At 69.3% G+C, this 20250-nt stretch carries 14 protein-coding genes; 7 read left to right on the forward strand and 7 right to left on the reverse strand.

Annotation, left to right across the window (positions count from 1 at the left end; all coding sequences use genetic code 11):
* The first annotated feature begins 95 nt into the window (after window positions 1-95).
* On the forward strand, window positions 96-1379 hold the full coding sequence (locus OIE53_RS05450; RefSeq protein WP_327025464.1) for a citrate synthase: 1284 nt from the start codon (window positions 96-98) through the stop codon (window positions 1377-1379).
* Window positions 1380-1522: 143 nt separating this feature from the next.
* Here the strand turns inward: OIE53_RS05450 and OIE53_RS05455 are convergent, their stop codons facing one another.
* The 4 genes from OIE53_RS05455 to OIE53_RS05470 form a co-directional block, all read right to left on the reverse strand.
* Window positions 1523-2191, reverse strand: a complete 669-nt coding sequence (locus tag OIE53_RS05455) for a fasciclin domain-containing protein (RefSeq protein ID WP_327025465.1) — start codon at window positions 2189-2191, stop codon at window positions 1523-1525.
* Between the two features lie 89 nt (window positions 2192-2280).
* Window positions 2281-4443 carry a M14 family metallopeptidase gene (locus tag OIE53_RS05460; RefSeq protein WP_327025466.1) on the reverse strand — a complete coding sequence of 721 codons (2163 nt, stop codon included), beginning with the start codon at window positions 4441-4443 and terminating at the stop codon, window positions 2281-2283.
* Between the two features lie 124 nt (window positions 4444-4567).
* Window positions 4568-5224: a response regulator transcription factor gene (locus OIE53_RS05465; RefSeq protein ID WP_393337747.1), complete on the reverse strand. Its 657-nt coding sequence runs from the start codon at window positions 5222-5224 to the stop codon at window positions 4568-4570.
* A 635-nt stretch (window positions 5225-5859) separates the two neighbouring features.
* The gene (locus OIE53_RS05470) at window positions 5860-7263 is read right to left on the reverse strand and encodes a glycosyltransferase family 4 protein (protein ID WP_327025468.1); all 1404 of its coding nucleotides are present in this window, start codon (window positions 7261-7263) and stop codon (window positions 5860-5862) included.
* Window positions 7264-7572: 309 nt separating this feature from the next.
* Between OIE53_RS05470 and glgX the strand changes: the two genes are divergently transcribed.
* From glgX to treZ, 3 genes are read left to right on the forward strand one after another with little or no spacing between them, the layout of a single operon-like run.
* On the forward strand, window positions 7573-9690 hold the full coding sequence (gene glgX, locus OIE53_RS05475; protein WP_327025469.1) for a glycogen debranching protein GlgX: 2118 nt from the start codon (window positions 7573-7575) through the stop codon (window positions 9688-9690).
* Between the two features lies 1 nt (window position 9691).
* Window positions 9692-11977 (forward strand): malto-oligosyltrehalose synthase, encoded by a 2286-nt coding sequence (gene treY, locus OIE53_RS05480; protein ID WP_327025470.1) that lies wholly within the window; start codon window positions 9692-9694, stop codon window positions 11975-11977.
* A gap of 16 nt (window positions 11978-11993) precedes the next feature.
* Window positions 11994-13715: a malto-oligosyltrehalose trehalohydrolase gene (gene treZ, locus OIE53_RS05485; RefSeq protein ID WP_327025471.1), complete on the forward strand. Its 1722-nt coding sequence runs from the start codon at window positions 11994-11996 to the stop codon at window positions 13713-13715.
* 9 nt (window positions 13716-13724) lie between these two features.
* Here treZ and OIE53_RS05490 read toward each other — a convergent pair whose 3' ends face one another.
* A complete protein-coding gene (locus OIE53_RS05490) occupies window positions 13725-15143 on the reverse strand; it encodes a hypothetical protein (RefSeq protein WP_327025472.1) in 1419 nt (472 codons plus the stop codon).
* A 235-nt stretch (window positions 15144-15378) separates the two neighbouring features.
* Here OIE53_RS05490 and OIE53_RS05495 point away from each other — a divergent pair, with 235 nt between their 5' ends.
* From OIE53_RS05495 to OIE53_RS05505, 3 genes are all read left to right on the forward strand, one after another.
* Window positions 15379-16569, forward strand: coding sequence for a helix-turn-helix domain-containing protein (locus OIE53_RS05495; protein ID WP_327025473.1), 1191 nt, complete (start codon window positions 15379-15381; stop codon window positions 16567-16569).
* A gap of 130 nt (window positions 16570-16699) precedes the next feature.
* On the forward strand, window positions 16700-16870 hold the full coding sequence (locus OIE53_RS05500; RefSeq protein ID WP_327025474.1) for a hypothetical protein: 171 nt from the start codon (window positions 16700-16702) through the stop codon (window positions 16868-16870).
* Window positions 16854-18059, forward strand: a complete 1206-nt coding sequence (locus OIE53_RS05505; RefSeq protein WP_327025475.1) for a helix-turn-helix domain-containing protein — start codon at window positions 16854-16856, stop codon at window positions 18057-18059. Before OIE53_RS05500 ends, OIE53_RS05505 begins: the two co-directional genes overlap by 17 nt.
* Window positions 18060-18189: 130 nt before the next feature.
* On the opposite strand, the gene OIE53_RS05510 is transcribed toward OIE53_RS05505, so the two are convergent.
* Both OIE53_RS05510 and OIE53_RS05515 read right to left on the reverse strand, forming a co-directional pair.
* Complete coding sequence (locus OIE53_RS05510) at window positions 18190-18738, reverse strand: hypothetical protein (RefSeq protein ID WP_327025476.1); 549 nt, start codon at window positions 18736-18738, stop codon at window positions 18190-18192.
* A gap of 372 nt (window positions 18739-19110) precedes the next feature.
* The gene (locus tag OIE53_RS05515) at window positions 19111-20109 is read right to left on the reverse strand and encodes a hypothetical protein (RefSeq protein ID WP_327025477.1); all 999 of its coding nucleotides are present in this window, start codon (window positions 20107-20109) and stop codon (window positions 19111-19113) included.
* Window positions 20110-20250 lie beyond the last annotated feature (141 nt).

Here is a 20250-nt window from a genome sequence, read left to right on the forward strand (position 1 = left end):
ACCGCAGAACCACGGCGAGCGGTGTTGTCGCAACCGCAATTACGGTAGAAGCGAAGGCAATTCAACGTAGATCTGCCGGCGAAGCGAGGAAACACATGACGGAAGTCAAGCTCGATCACTCCGGCGGGCAGCTGTCGATGCCGGTACATTCCGCGGTCGAGGGCCCCGCCGGCATCGGTGTGGGCAAGCTCCTGAAGGAAACCGGACTGACGACGTACGATCCCGGTTTCGTCAACACCGCCGCCTGCTCGTCCGCGATCACCTACATCGACGGGGATGCGGGCATCCTGCGTTATCGGGGTTACCCGATCGAGCAGCTGGCCGAGAAGAGCTCCTTCCTGGAGGTCTCCTACCTGCTGATCTACGGTGAGCTGCCGACCAGCGCGCAGCTTACCGAGTTCAGCGAGCGGATCCGGCGGCACTCGCTGCTGCACGAGGAGATGCGCCGGTTCTTCGACGGCTTCCCCCGGGACGCCCACCCGATGGCGGTGCTCTCCTCCGCGGTGAGCGCCATCTCCACCTTCTACCAGGACAGCCTGGACCCCTTCGACGCCCAGCACGTGGAGATGTCCACCGTGCGGCTGATGGCGAAGGTCCCGACCATCGCCTCGTACGCCTACAAGAAGTCCATCGGGCAGCCGCTGCTGTACCCGGACAACTCGCTGGGCTACGTGGAGAACTTCCTGCGGATGACCTTCGGGGTGCCGGCCGAGCCGTACGAGGTCGACCCGGTGATGGCCCGGGTGCTGGACATGCTCTTCATCCTGCACGCCGACCACGAGCAGAACTGCTCCACCTCGACCGTACGCCTGGTCGGTTCCAGCAACGCCAACCTGTTCGCCTCGGTCTCCGCCGGGGTCAACGCCCTGTTCGGCCCGCTGCACGGCGGTGCCAACCAGGCCGTACTGGAGATGCTGGAGCGCATCCAGGCCGACGGCGGTGACGTGCAGTCCTTCGTCCGCAAGGTCAAGGACAAGCAGGACGGCGTCAAGCTGATGGGCTTCGGCCACCGGGTCTACAAGAACTACGACCCGCGGGCCGCGATCGTGAAGAAGGCCGCCCAGGACGTGCTCGGCCGGATGGCCAAGCCCGACCCGCTGCTGGACATCGCGATGCAGCTGGAGGAGATCGCCCTGGCCGACGACTTCTTCGTCTCCCGGCGCCTCTACCCGAACGTGGACTTCTACACCGGCCTGATCTACAAGGCCATGGGCTTCCCGACGAAGATGTTCACCGTGCTGTTCGCCCTGGGCCGGCTGCCCGGCTGGATCGCCCAGTGGCGCGAGATGATCAACGACCCGGAGACCAAGATCGGTCGGCCGCGCCAGGTCTACACCGGCGCCACCGAACGCGACTACCTCCCGCTCGACAACCGCTGACCGGTAAGGAAGGGCCCCTTCTTAACGCCTGGCGTAGAGAAGGGGCCCCTTCTTAACAAGCGACGACACAACACGACGGCCGCCGCCCCGATCCGGGGTCGGCGGCCGTCGTGGTCCGCGAGGAGGGGGTTTTGCCCCGCGGGCTAGTGGTACGGATGATCGTCCTCGCCGCCGGCCGTGGTGGGCAGGGACCCGAGGACGTGGTCGATGACATGGATTCGGGCGTTCGTCGCCTGGTAGTCGGCACACAGGGTCTCCGCCTCGGTGCCGAACCGGGCCCCCGAACCCTGAGCGGTGACGGTGAGTTCGCCCTCGGCGAGGGTCCGCACGGTGCCGGCGGCGACCATCTCGGAGACCGACATCGGCCCGGTCACCAGGTGCTCGCGCAGCAACTCACGTAGCTCGTCGGTGTCGTGCAGCAGCAGTTCGTCGAGGTTGGTCCGGGAGAACTTCTCCGCGAACGCGTCGTCGGTGGGCGCCAACACGGTCACCCCGGTCAGCTCGCCGGCCAGGCCGGTGGCCCGGACCGCCGCGTCGAAGGTGGTCAGCACGGGAATCCACTGCACGGCCTGGTCGGCGGGCATGCCGGCGAGCGATTCCGGGTTCCCCGGCTCGGCGCCCGCCGGCAGCTCGGCGCAGAGTGGACCGGTGAGGGTGAACGCGACGGGCGTGATCCCGTCGTCGCCCGTCGCGTTGTCACCGGTGCACCCCGTGACCGCCAGCAGCGTGGCCAGAGCCAACCCGGTGGCCGGGCCGGCCCGTCGGACCCGCCGTGGTGTCGGCCTCATGGTGTCGAGGAAGACGTCGGTCACGGTGTTCTCCACTCCGCACTTGGTGTACCGGCAGGCCGGGCGCGGAACCGGCCTGCCGGTACGTCTGTTACCAGTTGACGGTCAGCGGCTCAGAGGCGAGCGCACTGGCCGATCTTGAAGCCCCGAACGGTGTTGGGGGTCTCCATGTTCACCGGCGTGACGGCGTTGCTGGTGCAGGTCAGCAGACCGGTGAGGTTGTTGCCCGCCACCAGCGGCGCCCCGATGACGCCGTTGGCCACGTTGGCCGGGCCGCTGGCCTTGGTGCCGTGCACCAGCACCGAGCCGTTGATCTTGTTGCCGACCATGATGACCGGGCCGGCGGTGTTGAGCACGTTGACCATCGCGTTGACCTTGCTGTCGGTCAGCACGAACCCGGCCGCGCGGTCAGCGTGGACCAGACCGTTGATCGTGCTGCCGGTGGCGATGAGCGTGGCACCCTTCTTCACCGTGATCGCGCCCCGCACGGTGGCGTCGGCGATGCAGGTGACACCGGAAACCGTCAGCGCACCCTTGCGGGTACCGGTCACGGTCGGCATGATCCGCTCGCCGGCGACCAGGCCGGCGACGGCCTGCTCGTCGAGCAGTAGCGGCACCAGGCCCCGCTGCGGCTGGGACAGCGGAACGATGTAACCGTCGGCGGTCTTGATGACCTTCCAGCCGTGCGCGGCGAGCCGCTGGGCCACCGTGGTGCCCTGGCCGCCCGGACCGTCGGTGCGGGCACCGTTGTACTGCTCCTCGGTGAGCTTGTACGCGCACGGCGCGTGCTTGAGGATGTTCTCCTCGCGCGGAGCGTCGACCGGCGGCGGAGCCTCACCCGGGTGCGGGGCGGGGTACGCCTTGATCTCCCGGGAGCCCTCGAGGACGATCGGTCCGGTGTTCGCGGACTGGAACTTGATCGCGTCGGCCCGAGCCTTGTTGAGGTCCTTGAGGGCCGCCCCGTGGTACTGGAAGAACTGGTTGAAGGTCCAGAGCCCCGAGTAGGTCTTGCGGCGGCGGTTGGTGGCGGTGTTGGTCTCGCCCGGCCGGGTGGGGCCACCGGAGCTGCGCAGCTCCAGCAGCGAGTTGACCACGTTCTTCAGGCCGAGGGTGTTGCGCAGGATGGTCTCCTGACCCAGACCGACGGTGGCACCGGCGGTGCAGCCGTACGGGCAGGCCCACCAGCCGTCCTTGGCGCCCTCGGTGTACATGTGGCCTTCGATCATGTCCTGCGACTCGTCGAAGATGCCCTGGGCCACGTTGGCGTGCCGCGGCGACAGCATCGGCAGGTCACCGGTGTTGCTGTTGCCGTACTCGTGGCCGTCGTAGCCGGCGATCGGCCGGTAGTCGCGGACCATCTCCGCGAAGGCCTGGGTCTCCGGCTGACGGATCAGCGAGTGGTCCCGGTTGAGGTCCTGACCGGTGGAGTTGCCCCGGCTGTTGGCCGCCCGGCCGTCCCCGTTGATCGTCGGGACGATCAGTACGGTGGTCTTCGACAGCAGGTCGAGCGTGCTCCGGTCCTGGGTGAAGGCCAGCTGGCGCGCCATGATGAAGCACGCCTCACGGTCGCCCGGCTCGTTGCCGTGCACGTTGCAGTTGACGACCAGCGGGCTGGTCGCGGCCACGGCCTCCGGGGTCGCCGGCGGCTTCGGGTAGCCGATGATGAACATGTTGATCGGCCGGTTGTGGACGGTGCGGCCGATCTCCGTCACGCGCACCCGGTCGCTCAGCTCGTCGATGGCCGCGGTGTACGCGTACTCGTTGACGTCGCTGGTGTACTGCGCGCCGAGGGTCTCCTCCCACTGGGTCCGCAGGTTCTGACCCGGGATGTTCGGGTCGCCCCAGTGCGGCTTGGTGGTAGCGGTGACCGCGGCCGAGTACGGCTGCGCCTCGGTGCCGAACCGCGCCCGCACCCGCCACTGGAAGCGGTCACCGGGAACGAACCCGGCGTCGGCGAAGGTCGGCTTGTCGTTGTTGATCTGGCGGTTCGGCCGCCAGAGGCCGACGATCGTGCCGTTGCCGGTCGCGGTGCCATCCTCTGCGACGGGCGTCCGCTCGATCTGGTAGTCGGTGGCTCCGTCGACGTGGGTCCAGGCCAGGGTGGCGTAACCGTCGCCCTGGACGACGCTCACGTTCTGAACCTGGTTCGGCTCCGCCTGGGTCTGAACAGCGGTGCCGGCCGACTGGCCGTGCGCCTGGGCGGGCAACGCCGTCACCGCGAGAACGGCGGCGAGCAGGCTGGAGTAGACACCGGCCCTTGTCCGTCTGTATCTCAAAAGGATCTCCAAACAGGAGGTATGGCTGGGTGTCGAACAGCACACCCGCCGTGGGCCTGTCGCGGGGTAGGAGGCTGGGAATCTTGAGGATGATCTGAGGTTGGCGGCAGCGGCCACCCTCGGCTCAGTCGACCCGCAGCCGATATCCGACCCCCCGTACGGTTTCCACCAGTCCGGCGTCGACCAGTTTGCCCCGCAGAGCTGCCACATGGACGTCCAGGTTGTGCCGGGTGGCCCAGGTGGTCTGCCACACCTCCAACTGCAACCGGTCCCGGGGCACCACCGTGCCGGCCTGCCGGGCCAGCGCCACCAGCAGATCGAACTCCTTGCGGGACAGCGCGATCTCGCGCTTGTCGATCCAGACCCGGCGGGCGTCGACATCGATGCGCAGCGGACCCACCTGAAGGGCGGTCGTGGCCCGCACGGTACGGCTGGTCCGGCGCATCACCGCGTCGATGCGGGCCTGCAACTCCACCATCGAGAACGGCTTCACCACGTAGTCGTCGGCACCGGCGCGCAGCCCGGCCACCCGGTCGTGTTCCTCGGCCCGGGCGGTGACCGCGATGATCGCGACCTCCTCGTTGTGCTGACGGATGCGCCGACACACCTCCAGACCGTCCCGGTCGGGCAGATTCATGTCGAGCAGAATGAGATCGACCGGCTCGGCCTCGGCCGCCTCGGCGGCCGTGAGCGCCTGCACCACCTCGTGCCCCCGTCGTCGCAGCGCCGAGGCCAGCCCCGCCGATACGCGCAGATCGTCTTCCACCAGGAGCACCCGCACTTGCATCCTCCTCGACCCGCCCCCGCTGGATGTACGCGAGTCTGTCGGATGTGAACGACCGTTGACCAGTGCGGATGCAAGATCGTAACGACAGTTTCGGCTACCCGAACGGCCCCGAGGCCGCCCTCACGGCCACCGAGTCCCCGCTGACCGCACCCTGCCGCAACCCCGCATCGACGCCCGTGCCGTGAAGCCGTCCCGCCCTCAGCCCCGACGCCGTTACCGTCCGTACCGGCGCCGCCGCCCAACCACCCCACCTCCGTCCCCTTTGCTCTGCTTCAACCCACGCACAGGTCACCGACCGTGTCGGTGGTGGCGTCACCGCCCGCGCCCGTCCGCCGAATCCATGCAGCTCAAGGGCCGTTGCGTGGGTTGAAGCAGAGCAAAGGGGGAGCAGGGGAGTTCCTACTCCCGCCCGCCACATCACCCTCGGCACCGCCATGGCCGCAGGGCGACGCCACAGACGGCAACCCCATGGCCGGCGACACCGCAAATGGCAACCCCACGGCCGGTGACGCCAGAGACGGCGATCGCCCGTGGCCGGCGACGCCGCAGGCAGCGACGTCGCCGGCAGGCAGTGCGCGGCGCGCGGAGGCAGGAACCCCGGAGGCGCGATGACCGGCGGGTGGGAGGGGTCAGCGCAGGCCGGCGGCGGCGAGCAGGTTGCCCTCCGGGACCGACGGGCGTGGCCGACCGTGGGCCATCTGCTGCGCCGCGCGTTCGGCGGCGACCGTGGGGGCCTGGGCGATGGCCGAGGCGTACGCGGAGGCGGTGCGGCTGGCGATCGCCGCCCACCCGTACTGCTCGTGCACCATCACCCGGGCCCGTCGAGCCAGGGTCCGGGCGTGCTCGGGGTCGGCCAGCAGGCCGTGCACCGCGTCGGTCAACGCCTGCGGGTCATGTGGACGGAAGGTCACTCCGGTGACGCCCGGCTCGACGATCTCGGCGAGGCCGCCGGTCTCGGCGACCGCGAGTGGTGCACCGGCGGCGGCCCCCTCCAGGGCGACCATGCCGAACGGCTCGTAGATGCTGGGCACCGCGAAGCAGTCCGAGGCCGCCATCACCGCCGGCAGGTCCGTCCCACCGAGGAACCCGGGCAGACTCACCGTGTCGGCCAGACCCAGCCGGTGCACGTCGGCCTCCAACTCACCCCGGTAGGGGCCGTCGCCGACGATCACCGCGCGCAGCCCGGGGTGCCGCTCCCGCAGCCGGGGCAGCCCGGCGAGCAGGTGCTGCACCCCCTTCTCGTACACCAGTCGGCCGGCGAAGGTGACCAGTGGACCCTCCCCGGCGAACCGGGCCCGGGCCTGCGCCACCGCGCTGGCCGGTACCCGCCAGCGGTGCGGCTCCACCCCGTTGGGCACCACGTCGACCCGACCGGCCGGCACCCCGAACAGGCCGGTCACCTCCTCGCGCATGTAACCGGAGCAGACCACCACCCGGGTGGACTCGCTGCCGAGCCACTGCTCGACCCCGTGGATGGTGCGGTTCATCTCGCCGGGCAACCAGCCCTGGTGCCGACCCGCCTCGGTGGCGTGGATGGTGCTGACCAGCGGCAGGTCGAGGTGATCGCGCAGGGTCATCGCGGTGTGCGCGACCAGCCAGTCGTGGGCGTGGATGACGTCGTACCCGCCGGTCTGGGCGGCCCGCAGGGCGGCACGGGTGAGGGTGTGGTTGAACGCCATCGTCCAGGCCAGCAGGCTCTCGGTGGCCAGCGGAAAGGTCACCGGGTCCTCGGCGGCGCGGACCACCCGCACCCCGTCGACGTACTCCTCCAGCGGCGCGCCCTCGGCGTGACGGGTGACGACGGTGACCTCGTGCCCGGCGGCGACCAGGGCCACCGACAGGGCGTGCACATGCCGACCCAGTCCACCCACGAGCACCGGCGGGAACTCCCAGGACAGCATCAGGATGCGGTGGCCGCGCGGCGGTGTGGCCGGGCCGGACTGGGCCGGGAACTGGGCTCGTGAGATGAGGGTGGGCCGGTGGGACCGGTCCGTGGCGGTGGCGGTACGCCCGCCGATCCGCAGGGTCGTCACATCAGTCTCCGTCCGTGCAGGGAGGGACGCGCCGACTTCGGTGGCGGCGACAGAACGAACTGTGGGTTTTGGACGCGCGCAACAAGGAAACGTCATCTCTGCCGATTCCGCACCTTGAGGACGATCACAGTGACTGAGGGCACCATGCGGATTCACCCAGGGTCAGTCGGACGGCCACCAGGCATTCATCCGATCGGATGGATTGGCGGCGGACCGGGCGGGGCATTACGCCGGCGCGCACCCGCCGGGTCCCCCGGACGGGTGTGTTCATGATGCGGGCGCGCTCATGATTCTTGCCTAAGGAGCGACATGCAGGTCTGGCCGGGCGAGCGGTACCCCCTCGGGGCGACCTACGACGGGATGGGCACCAACTTCGCGATCTTCTCCGAGGTAGCCGAGCGGATCGAACTCTGCCTCTTCGACGAGTGGGACGTCGGCCACGAGCGCCGGGTCGAGCTGCGCGAGGTCGACGCGTACGTCTGGCACGCCTACATCCCCGGCCTCGGACCGGGGCAGCGGTACGGCTACCGGGTGCACGGCCCGTACGACCCCGCCAACGGGTTGCGCTGCAACCCCCACAAGCTGCTCATCGACCCGTACGCCAAGGCGATCGACTCCGACGTGCAGTGGGACCCGGCGGTGTACGACTACACCCTCGGTGAACCGGAGCGGATGAGCGAGACCGACTCGGCGCCCTTCATGCCGAAGTCGGTGGTGGTGAACCCGTACTTCGACTGGGGCAACGACGCCCCGCCGCGCATCCCGTACCACCGCTCGGTCATCTACGAGGCGCACGTACGCGGGCTGACCATGCGGCTGCCCGGCATCCCCCAGGAACTGCGCGGCACCTACGCCGGCATCGCCTCACCCCCGATGATCGAGCACCTGACCCGGCTGGGCGTGACCGCCATCGAGTTGATGCCGGTGCACCAGTTCGTCCACGACCACCGCCTGGCCGATGAGGGGCTGCGCAACTACTGGGGCTACAACACCATCGGCTTCTTCGCCCCGCACCACGGCTACTCCGCCCTGGGCCACCTGGGCCAGCAGGTGCAGGAGTTCCGGGGCATGGTGAAGGCCCTGCACGCCGCCGGCATCGAGGTGATCCTCGACGTGGTCTACAACCACACCGCCGAGGGCAACCACCTGGGCCCGACGCTGAGCTTCAAGGGGGTCGACAACCCCAGCTACTACCGGCTGAGCGAGTCCGATCGTCGCCACTACGTCGACTACACCGGCACCGGCAACAGCCTGAACGTCCGCAGCCCGCACTCCCTGCAACTGATCATGGATTCGTTGCGGTACTGGGTGACCGAGATGCATGTCGACGGGTTCCGCTTCGACCTGGCCGCCACCCTGGCCCGCGAGTTCTACGAGGTGGACCGGCTCTCCACCTTCTTCGAGGTGGTGCAGCAGGACCCGGTGGTCGGCCGGGTCAAACTGATCGCCGAGCCCTGGGACGTCGGCCCCGGTGGCTACCAGGTGGGCAACTTCCCGCCCCAGTGGACGGAGTGGAACGGCAAGTACCGGGACACCGTCCGCGACTTCTGGCGCGGCGAACCGGCCACCCTGGCCGAGTTCGCCTCCCGCATCTGCGGCTCCGCCGACCTCTACCAGGACGACGGGCGCCGCCCCTTCCACAGCATCAACTTCGTCACCTGCCACGACGGGTTCACCCTCACCGACCTGGTCTCGTACAACGACAAACACAACGAGGCCAACGGCGAGGAGAACCGGGACGGGGAGAGCCACAACCGGTCCTGGAACTGCGGGGTCGAGGGCGACACCGCCGACCCCGGGGTGCTGGCCCTGCGGGCCAAGCAGCGGCGCAACTTCATCGCCACCCTGCTGCTGTCCCAGGGGGTGCCGATGATCGGCCACGGCGACGAGTTGGGCCGTACCCAGCGCGGCAACAACAACGCCTACTGCCAGGACAGCGAGCTGGCCTGGGTCGACTGGGAGAACATCGACCACGACCTGCTCGGCTTCACCCGCCGACTGGTCGCCTTCCGCCGCCGACACCAGGTGTTCCAGCGCCGCCGCTTCTTCACCGGCCTGCCGGTACGCGGCCGGGAGGTCGACGAACCCCTGCCCGACCTGGCCTGGTACACCCCGGACGGGCGGGAGATGACCGGCCAGGACTGGGGCAACGACTTCGGCCGCTCGGTGGCGTTGTTCGTCAACGGCGACGGCATCCGGGAACGCGGCCAGTACGGCCAACGTCACCACGACGCCTCCTTCTGGCTCTGCTTCAACGCCCACGACGCACCACTGGACTTCACCACACCGCCGGCCGAGTTCGGCCAGCGGTGGGAGTTGGTCATCAGCACCGCCGAACCTGACCAGGACAAGGGCACCACCGTCGAGGCCGGCGCGACGATCTGCGTACCGGACCGGTCCCTGGTGGTGCTGGAGAGGGTCGCCTGAGATGACCGCGAAGCCCCTCGGCGCCACCTACCGGGTGCAGGTGCGCCCCGACTTCGATCTGGACGCCACCGCCGGCCTCGCCGGCTACCTCGCCGACCTCGGCGTCACCCACCTCTACAGCGCACCGCTGCTGACCGCCGCGCCGGGCAGCACCCACGGCTACGACGTGGTCGACCACCGTCAGGTCAACCCGGAACTCGGGGGCGAACCCGCCCGGCAACGGCTGCTGCGGGCGCTGCGTTCCGTCGGGCTGGGCCTGGTCGTGGACATCGTGCCCAACCACGTAGGGGTAGCCGTACCGGCCGCCAACCCGGCCTGGTGGGACGTGCTGCGTCGGGGACGCGACTCGGCGTACGCGGACTGGTTCGACATCGACTGGGCGCGGGGCCGGCTGCTGCTGCCGGTGCTCGCCGAGGACCCCGACGCGCTTGATGACCTCACGATCGTCGACGGGGAACTGCGCTACCACGAGCACCGCTTCCCGATCGCCGACGGCACCGGCGACGGCAGCCCTCGTCAGGTGCACGACCGGCAGCACTACGAACTGGTCTCCTGGCGGCGCGGCGACCCCGAGCTGACGTACCGCCGGTTCTTCGCCGTCTCCAGCCTGGCCGGGCTGCGGGTGGAGGACCCGGCGGTGTTCGCCGCCACCCACGAGCTGATCCTGGCCTGGGCGGCGGCCGGCGAGATCGACGGCATCCGGGTGGACCACCCCGACGGGCTGCGCGACCCCGCCGCATACCTGGCCCGGTTGCGCGAGGCCGCCCCCGAGGTCTGGCTGATCGTGGAGAAGATCCTGGAGTACGGCGAGGAACTGCCCGGCTGGCCGGTCGACGGCACCACCGGCTACGACGCCCTGGCGGCGGTCTGCGGACTCTTCGTCGACGGCGACGCCGAAGCCGACTTCACCGCCCTGGACACCCGGCTGACCGGCCGGGCCACCTCCTGGGCCGACCTGACCCACGACACCAAACTCGGCGCCGCCACCCGACTGCTGGCCGCCGAGCTGACCCGACTGGCCGCCCTAGCCCCCGAGGTGGACCCCGACGCCGCCCGCGCCGCCCTGGCCGAGTTGGCCGCCGCCTTCCCGGTCTACCGCGGCTACCCGCCCGACGGGGTACGCCACCTGGCCAACGCCCGCGCCGAAGCCGGCCGCCGCCGCACCGACCTGACCGGGGCCCTGGACGCGGTCACCCGGCGGCTGCGGGACCCCGACGACGAACTGGCCCGCCGCTTCCCCCAGTTCACCGGCGCGGTGATGGCCAAGGGGGTGGAGGACACCGCCTACTACCGGTGGACCCGGTTCGTGGCCCTCAACGAGGTCGGCGGCAGCCCCACCCACTTCGGCACCCTGCCCGGCCGGTTCCACCGCTTCGCCGTCGCCCGGCACGACCGCTGGCCGACCAGCATGACCACCCTGTCGACCCACGACACCAAACGCGGCGAGGACGTCCGGGCCCGGCTGGCCGTCCTGGCCGAGCTGCCGCAGCGCTGGGCACAGCTGGTCACCGGCTGGATGGCGGCCGTGCCGTTGCCGGACACCGCCCTGGCCCACCTGCTGTGGCAGACCGCCGTCGGTGCCTGGCCCATCGAGCGTGAGCGTCTGCACGCGTACGCCGAGAAGGCCGCCCGGGAGGCCGCGGCCTCGACCGGTTGGACCGACCCCGACCCGGCCTTCGAGCAGGCCATGCACGCCCTCGTCGACGCCATGTACGACGACCCGGCCGTCGCGTCGGAGCTGGCCGCCTTCGCCGCCGAGATCACCCCGGCCGGCTGGTCCAACTCGCTGGGGCAGAAGCTGATCCAACTCGCCATGCCCGGGGTGCCGGACACCTACCAGGGCACCGAGTTGTGGGACAACTCCCTGGTGGACCCGGACAACCGCCGCCCGGTCGACTTCGCCGTACGCCGGGAACTGCTGGCCCGGCTAGACGCCGGCTGGCAGCCGGCGGTGGACGACACCGGCGCGGCCAAGCTGCTCGTGGTGTCCCGCACCCTGCGGGCCCGCCAGGACCGCCCGGAACTGTTCGGCGACTACCAGCCGATGCTCGTGCACGGCCCGGCCGCCCGACACGCCGTGGCCTTCGACCGGGGCGGCGCGGTGGCCGTCGCCACCCGCCTGCCGCTGCGCCTGGCCGCCGAGGGCGGCTGGCGCGACACCACCCTGTCACTACCCGTTAATCAGATGTCGTGCCTGTTCACCGGTCAGGTCTACAGTGATGGACGGGTCCGACTCGCGGACCTGTTGGCCACATATCCCGTCGCTCTGCTGGTGCCCACCACCTGACCCGGGAGGCTGCGTCATGTCCGAATTCACGGTCTGGGCGCCCGAGGCGAAACGGGTACGGCTGCGCCTGCCCGACGCCGACCACGAGATGAGAGTAGGCCGGGACGGCTGGTGGCGCGTCGAGGTCCCCGACGCCGGTACCGACTACGCCTACCTGCTCGATGACGACGACCAGGCCCTGCCCGACCCCCGCTCGGCGTGGCAGCCCTTCGGGGTGCACGGCCTCAGCCGCCGCTACGACCACTCGGCCTTCGCCTGGACCGACGACACCTGGACCGGTCGGCAACTGCCCGGCAGCATCCTCTACGAACTGCATGTCGGCACCTTCACCCCGGAAGGCACCTTCGACGCCGCGATCGGCAAGCTGGACCACCTGGTCGACCTCGGTGTCGACATGATCGAACTGCTGCCGGTCAACGCCTTCAACGGCGAACACAACTGGGGGTACGACGGGGTCTGCTGGTTCGCCCCCCACGAACCCTACGGCGGCCCGGACGGGCTGAAACGGCTGGTGGACGCCGCCCACGCGCGTGGTTTGGGGGTGGTTCTCGACGTCGTCTACAACCATTTCGGGCCCTCCGGGGCCTACGCGCCGCGTTTCGCGCCGTACCTCAGCGACCGCACCACCCCCTGGGGGCAGGCCGTCAACCTGGACGGCCCGCACTCCGACGGGGTACGCCGCTTCATCCTCGACAGCGTGCTGATGTGGCTGCGCGACTACCACCTCGACGGACTGCGGCTGGACGCCGTGCACGCCATGCCGGACACCCGCGCGGTGCACCTGCTGGAGGAGATCGCCGTCGAGGTCGAGTCCCTCGCTGTTCATTTGAATCGACCGCTGTCCCTGATCGCCGAATCCGACCTCAACGACCCCCGGCTGATCAGCCCACGCGAGGCCGGTGGCTACGGCCTGCAAGCCCAGTGGAACGACGACGCCCACCACGCCCTGCACACCCTGCTGACCGGCGAACGGCAGGGCTACTACGGCGACTTCGGCACCATGGAATGCCTGGCCGAGGTGCTGACCGGCGCCTTCTTCCACACCGGCACCTGGTCCAGCTTCCGCAACCGCCAACACGGCCGCCCGGTCGACCCGCGTACCCCCGGGCACCGTTTCGTCGCGTACCTCCAGAACCACGACCAGATCGGCAACCGCGCGGTTGGTGATCGCCTCGCGGCCTCCCTGTCGCCTGGGCTGTTGCGGGTGGGGGCGGTGCTGCTGATGGCCTCCCCCTTCACCCCGATGCTGTTCATGGGGGAGGAGTGGGCGGCCACCACACCCTGGCAGTACTTCACCTCCCACCCGGAACCCGAGTTGGCCACCGCCGTGGTGTTGGGCCGCCGACAGGAGTTCGCCACCCACGGCTGGTCCGCCGAGGCGGTACCGGACCCGCAGGACCGGCAGACGTTCGTACGCTCCCGGTTGGACTGGGCCGAGCTGGACAAACCCGAACACCGGGCGATGTACGACTTCTACCGGCGGTTGATCGCGCTGCGGAAGTCCCGGCCGGAGCTGTCCGATCCGCACCTGTTCGCGGTCGAGGTGCGGCACGGTGACCGGTTCCTGGTGATGCGGCGGGGTGGGTGCCTGGTCGCGGCCAACCTGGCCGACAAACCGCAGCGGGTGACGTTGCCGGGGGTGGCCCGACGGGTCCTGCTGGCCACGGCGGAGGGGGTCACGGTGACCCGCGACCGCATCGACCTACCAGCGGAAACAGCAGCCATCGTGGCGTTGTGACCTCGGCCCTCAGCTTGTCTCGGGATCTAAGGCGGAGGTATCCGGAGGCGCCTCGAAGAGGAGGTCACCGGCTCGCTTGACCCGTAGACCTGAGCCGGGAACCCGCGAGACCAGCACTCCCATCAGGCTCTCAGCGTAGAAGCGAGACAGGCTCGTCGCGACGTACACCGGACCGACGGATGTTTTTACCTCCTTCGGGAAATACCCTGGCGAAATGTCGCTTCTGCTCGCACTGATGAAGCCGTTGTACGCCGCCGCTGCGACGCCCTGACGCTCGGCGACGAACCTTGCCAGATCGCGTACCGCCCGCGCTGCGGTGACGGGGCGTCGGGTGTCGCCCGGCCCCTCCAGTGAGTAGATCGTGAACCGTCCCCGTACACGGCGGAGCCGCAGGCGTAGGAGTTGGCGTCGGCCATCGTCGGCAGCAGCCGCGACATAGCGGTCCAGGAAGATGGCGAGCAGTTCGTCGTCCAGTTTTCGGACGCGGGTCGTCTCGATCGGATAATCCATCAGCCGGGCGACCTGGCCTTGGCCGAGATTTGAGAGCGCGGCCTCCAACTGACCGACCGTGGTCACACCAAGTTCCGCCAGTTGGTCGATGAGAACGGAGAGTGACAGCAAGTCGCCCGGCTCATCGTCTGGGAAACGGCTGGCGATCAGTTCGCCCAGCGATGCCGGGCCTAGGAGAGTCGGGTCGAGCGTCTCCGGTGACGGCTCATCGACTTCGATCACGGGCTCGTCAGCTGTTGCTGCATCATCCGCGCCTTGCGGCCGGAGCAACTCTTCGATCTTGTCGAAGATCTCGTCCATGTACCGGCGCATACCGCCGGCTTCAATGAAGTACTGATCGACTCGTTTTTGGTCGTTGGGTGGCAGCTCTTTGTAGCCGCCGGACTTGTAGCGGATGTCGTGCTCGTACTCTGCCCAGGCATGACCTGCCACGCTGCGCACCTGGATCTCCAGGCCGGGGTAGATCTCGAAGAACTTCGTGAGGGCGACGTATCGCAGCTGCGCGGCGGGGTCCTTGAGGCCCTTGATGACGAGGTGCTCGCTGTCGTATCCGTTGTGTTTCGTCTCGCCGGGGTTGTGTCGTTCATGCCACTCGCAGCGACTTTGGATGAGGGTGGCCATGTCGTTGCGTGCTCGGGTGGTGTAAACGATCACCCGAGCCGCAACGCAGTCATGGATCTGTGTGGCGGGGTCGGAGTACTTCGGAGCCCCGTCGTCCTTCTTCTTTCCTGACTTGTCCTTGTATGAAGTGAGCGCTTTGGGGCGTGCCTTCACAAGGTGGACGTCAATGCTGGCATCCCGCGCCAACTCCGCGAGGAAGCGTCTCGTCTCGTCGGCCACCTCGGCCAAGAATGGCTGATCCTGTGCGTAGCGCCACAGGTGAGTGGGGACCATTGTCATGTCTTCGCCGTGGGACACGCCTGGATGCTAACGGCGGCTGAATCCAAAAGGGAGGGCCGTTTGGTTGATCCTCGTCAGGAGCTCGTTCCTCGTGCACGACAGAGAAATCCGGGGCGGTCAATAATCCCTGCTCAGGATTCCCCTGTCGCTGTGTGTATGGGTCGCGTTCGGTGGTGAGAAAGGGTAGCGTCCGATCTGCGGCTTGATGGCCGCCCGCTAACCAGGCCAACCACACGGGAGGTAGGCGGTAAGCGTGGTTAAGAATCCTGACACCGTAGGGGCGAGGATCCGCTACTGGCGGATGCGCCGGGGCGGGATGTCTCAGGCCGTCCTCGCTGGGCTCGCTGGCGTCAGTCAGCCTTATGTCTCACAGATCGAGTCGGGTCGGAAGACCATCGACCGGCGCTCCACTCTCGTGTCCTTCGCGGCAGCCCTCCAGGTCACCGTGGCTGATCTGCTCGGACAGGGCACGGAACCGGGCGATCCGGCCCGTGAGGGTGCGACCGAGTGCGTACCGGCGATCTGGTCCGCGCTGATCGAGATCGAGGACGGTGAGCGTCGGCAGTCGACCCGTACGCAGGAGCAGTTGACGGCAGACCTGGCGCGTACTGATCAGCTTCGCAACATCTGCAACTACCCGGCGATGGCGCGGATGCTTCCCGACCTGTTGCTGGAGTCCGCTGCCGTGGGCGGCACCGTGCTCGTGCAAGCGGCGTACCAGGCTGCGACGTGTCTGCGGAACCTCGGATACCGCCATCTGGCGCTGAATGCGGCTCGCGTCGCCGTATCCGCGGCCGAGGAAGCCGAGCAACCCGCGTGGCTCGGTGCGGCACGGTTCGCGTACGTGCAGAGCCTGCCGATCGAGTCCGCTTCGCTCGCTGCCCGGGCCGCCGGCCGATCGTTGGTTGAGTTGCAGAACGACGCCAGCGATGAACAGGTGCGGCAGATGCTTGGTCAGCTTCATCTGTCGGCCGCCCTGACCTCGGTGGTGGATGGCCGTGTAGATGTCGCCGAGGACCATATCGCCGAGGCGAGCCGTGAGGCGGCGAGCCTCGGGGATCCTGTGGACGGCGGCGGTTTCAACGGGTGCGGGTTCGGGCCGACCAATGTGGGTCTCTGGAAGATGTCCATCGCCGCCGAGCAGGGCGAGATGGGTCGGGTGATCGAGCTGTCCCGAACGGTACGACCGCAAGTTCTTGTGGCCACCATTCGCCAGATGTCGTACTGGCTCGACCTTGGTCGGGCGTACGCCGACACCGGTCGTCGGGATGCCGAAGCGCTGGGTGCCTTCGTACAGGCCGAGCGGGTCGCACCCATACCGTTTGCGCTGAACCCGCTTGCCCGCGATGCCGTGGTGACCCTTGCCCAGCGGGCGAGGCGTCGGGCTGTCTCGGATGATCTGCGGTTGCTTGCTGGTCGGATGGGCATTCGCCTGGCTGTATAGCTGCTGGTAATCAAGCAACTACTGCACTGCCCTAACGTCCGGTTCGGGAAGGCGATCGCCTTTCCGGCCAGATGAGACGGTGAGCAGCCCCTGATCACTATCTCCACGGCCGAGTCTGTTGGAGGTGGGGATGCCAGGTCGGGACAACGAGTCGGTCGGCAGGGGTGAGCAGATTCAGGCGGCTGAGCGGGAGGCGGCGAAGCGGCGGCTGTTGGAGCAGGCCGAGGCGGAGCGCGTACCGATGGAGGAGACCACGCGGGCGGTGCCGGATCGGCGGTGGCGGCGTGACCGGCCGCAGTGAGGTGCCGATCGGGCGGCGGGTGGCGCAGTGGCGGATGCGGCGGCGGATGACGCAGCAGGGCCTCGCCGACCGGCTGGGGAAGTCGAAAAGCTGGGTGGACAAGGTGGAGCGGGGTGCCCGTCGACTCGACAGGTTCTCGGTGATCCAGGCTATCGCCGAGGTGCTGCGTATCGACCCGGCGGTGCTGCTCGGTCAGCATCCGCCGTTGGCCGGTGGCGGCGTACGCGATGGGTTCGATGGGGTACGCGCGGCCCTCGCGCGGTACGGGGTCTTCGAGGCGTCGGCGCGTCAGGTGCCGCTGGCGGAGCTGCGTCGGCGGGTGGGTCATGCCTGGTTGAGCTTTCAGCATGGGCAGTACGCCCAGGTGGTGCGGGCGCTGCCGGGGCTGCTGGATGCCGTGCAACTGTCGTCGGGGTCGGAGCATGGGGAGTTGCCGGTGCAGGCATACCGGGTCGCCTCCTCGGTGCTGGTGAAGCTGGGTGAGGCCGACCTCGGGTGGCTGACCGCCGATCGGGCGGTGGCGGCGGCCGGCGAGGATGCGGTGTTGGCGGGTACGGCGGCCATCTCGATCGGGCAGGCGCTGCGGCTCGCCGGTCGGCAGCGGCTGGCGCTGGCGGCCACCGTTGCCGCCGCGCAGCGGCTGACCGGGGTCGCGGCGCGACCGGCGGGGGATGGGGTGTCGTCGGGTCGGCGGGCGCAGGAGTTGGCGGTGGGTGGGACGCTGCTGCTCCAGGCCGCCCTCGCCGCAGCGAGCTGCGGCGAGTCTGGGCAGGCCGGGGTGCTGCTCGACCAGGCCGCGGACGTGGCGAGCCGGGCCGAGGTCGCCGACGATCCGTACGGTACGAGTTTCGGGCCGGTCGCCGTGGAGTTGGCGCGGGTGGTGGTGGCGGTTGAGCGGGGCGCTGCGGCCGAGGCGGTCGGTCGGCACGAGCTGCTGATCCGGCGGGACGGGTGGCGGCGGTTGTCGCCCGAGTACCGGGGTGCCTACCTGGTGGACGCTGCGCGGGCGTACCTGCTGGCCGGTGACCTGGCCGGAGCGGGGCGGATGCTGATCGCGGCGGATGGTGTCGCGCCCGCTGAGGTCCGGTTGCGCCCCTCGGCGCGTACCCTCCTCGCCGAGCTTGCCCGGGGTCGCCCCGCCCCACCCGGCGTGACCCGCCTGGCCACCCTCGTCGGCCTAACCCGCTGACCATCCCACCATCCCGCCGCGCCCCCACCGCCGTCGATGGCTGTTGACCATGAGGTTGACGGCAGTCGAGGAGATCGACTCCGCCGTTAACCTCATGATCAACGGGGACTTTGAGCGTCATGGTGCGTGATCATGACAGTGGCTGGCGGTCGCGGAGGGACTTCCGTGCGACGGTGGCGAAGGCGTCGCGTCGCTCGGTGCGGGATCTGAGGGCAGCTAGGTGCTCGGGGCGGTGGCGTTCCGCCAACGGGCCGCTCTCGTCAGCACCCTCCCGGCGCAGTCGGCGCTGGTCGGCGTACTCCTCGTTGATGCTGCGCACTGCGTGCCCGGCGGCCTGCGCCACCAGGTCTGGACCGACCAGCAGCACCAGGTTGTACGCCTCGTCTAGAGCGCGCAGCGCCGGGTACGGCATCACCTCGCCCGGTGCGGTCTCCGCCCCGACCCATGTGGTGTCCAACGCCCGGTAGGCGCGGTCGCAGGCGGCCAGGAAGCTGACGTAGGTGTCCCGCCGCTCCTGGTTGCGGCGCAGTGCGCGCTGTTCGGCGCGCTCCTCCCGGGCGGCGGCGAGTTGACCGGCGACCTGCCTGCGTACGGTCAGCGCGGTGACCAGGCCGGTGAGACCGGCGGCCGTCAGGGTGGACAGCGACGTGATCAGGGCGATGGCGACCGTCTCCCGCATGCTGCGTGATCTTGCCGCAAGATCGTGCTCGATGTGGGGTCGAGTGGCCTGGGGACGCGACATGACCACTCGATCCCACATCGAGCGTGACCATGAGGGCGTGTGGCTTCGTCCAGGTCGGGTAGAGGGGTCATCCGGCGGCGCGGCGGACGCATGCTGCTCGGGCCGCCGGTGGCGGTCTTCGATCGGATGCGCGACGCGGTCCGGGACTGGCGTCAGTCACACGACAGCGAGCGCCGGTCACCCGGCAGGTGATCCGAGGATCGGGCGTGCGGGGGCACGGTCGTGCTCGACCCCGGATCGAGTGGCATCCCCATGGCGGAGAGGCCACTCGATCCGGGATCGAGTGTGATCATGTGAGGGCCAGGAGGGCTAGACCCAGGGGGCCACCGGGTACCAGGGGATGATCTCCCGGCGGGCGAGCAGGCGGACGTCCCAGTAGAGGAACATGAAGGCGCCCGCGATGATGAACGCCACCGCGATGGTGGTGGCCATTCGGGTCGGCTTGGCGGCGAACCAGCGCTGGAGTCTGCTACCGGCGAACCAGGTCAGCAGCAGGAACAGGATCGCCATGACGACGATGTTGCCGATCGACTGGAGGGTGAACGCGGCCGCGCCGTACAGCGGGTTGCCGCTCTCGGCGGCGTCGCGGAACATCTGCCGGAACAGCGGGAACGGCCGTCCGATCAGGAAGCCGGCGATGAGCGCGCCCATGAAGACCAGCGGGGCGTTCGGGTAGCGCTGTGAGATCCGGGCGAACGGGTCCGGCACCACCTTCAACGCGGCCAGCCCCAGGTAGATCATGACCAGGCCGATGATGCCGTAGACCACCATGGACTGGATGCTGCGCGGCGACAGCGACCCGGGCACGTTCGGCGCGGTGGAGAACTGCGGCATCGCGGTGCCGACCAGGCCGACGACCGCACCGTAGAGGGCGGAGACCGCGATCATGCCGACCGCCATCCAGCCGAGTGGACGCAGCGGTGCCAGGAAGCGGCTCAGCCGGCTGTCGGCCGTACCGGTCAGCGGAGCGAGCGCGCCGAAGGCGGCGATGTTGCAGGCGGTGAAGGTGCCGGCGACTCCGGAGACGAACGCGAAGATCACGCCCGCCACGGCCCCGCTGATCGGGGTCTCCTTGGCGTCGTGGCCCAGCAGGGTGTTGGCCACGTTGTCGCCGATGGTCGAGTCGACGAACTCCGCCGACCAGACCACGGTGAGCAGGAAACCGCCCAGCAGGCTGAGCAGGATGATCAACCCGCGTCGGCGGGGGACGTCTCCGGGGGCGAACAGGGAGGTGGCGCGGGAGTCGGAGGGCAGCCGGACGGTGTCGGCGGCCTGCGGAGGGCGAGAACGGCGGTCGGCCTGTGTCACGGAAAGACTCCTCAGCATCACAGAGGGTGAGGAATTGATGATGCTGGATTATCCGCGTGTGCCTTTCTCTTCGATTGCTCTATGTAATGCCGGAACGGCCGATGGTGAGGGTCGGTCGAGGCGGCAACACCACCCACCCCG

Origin of the sequence: Micromonospora sp. NBC_01739, assembly GCF_035920385.1 — a bacterium.
In the GTDB taxonomy this organism is placed as follows: Bacteria; Actinomycetota; Actinomycetes; order Mycobacteriales; family Micromonosporaceae; genus Micromonospora.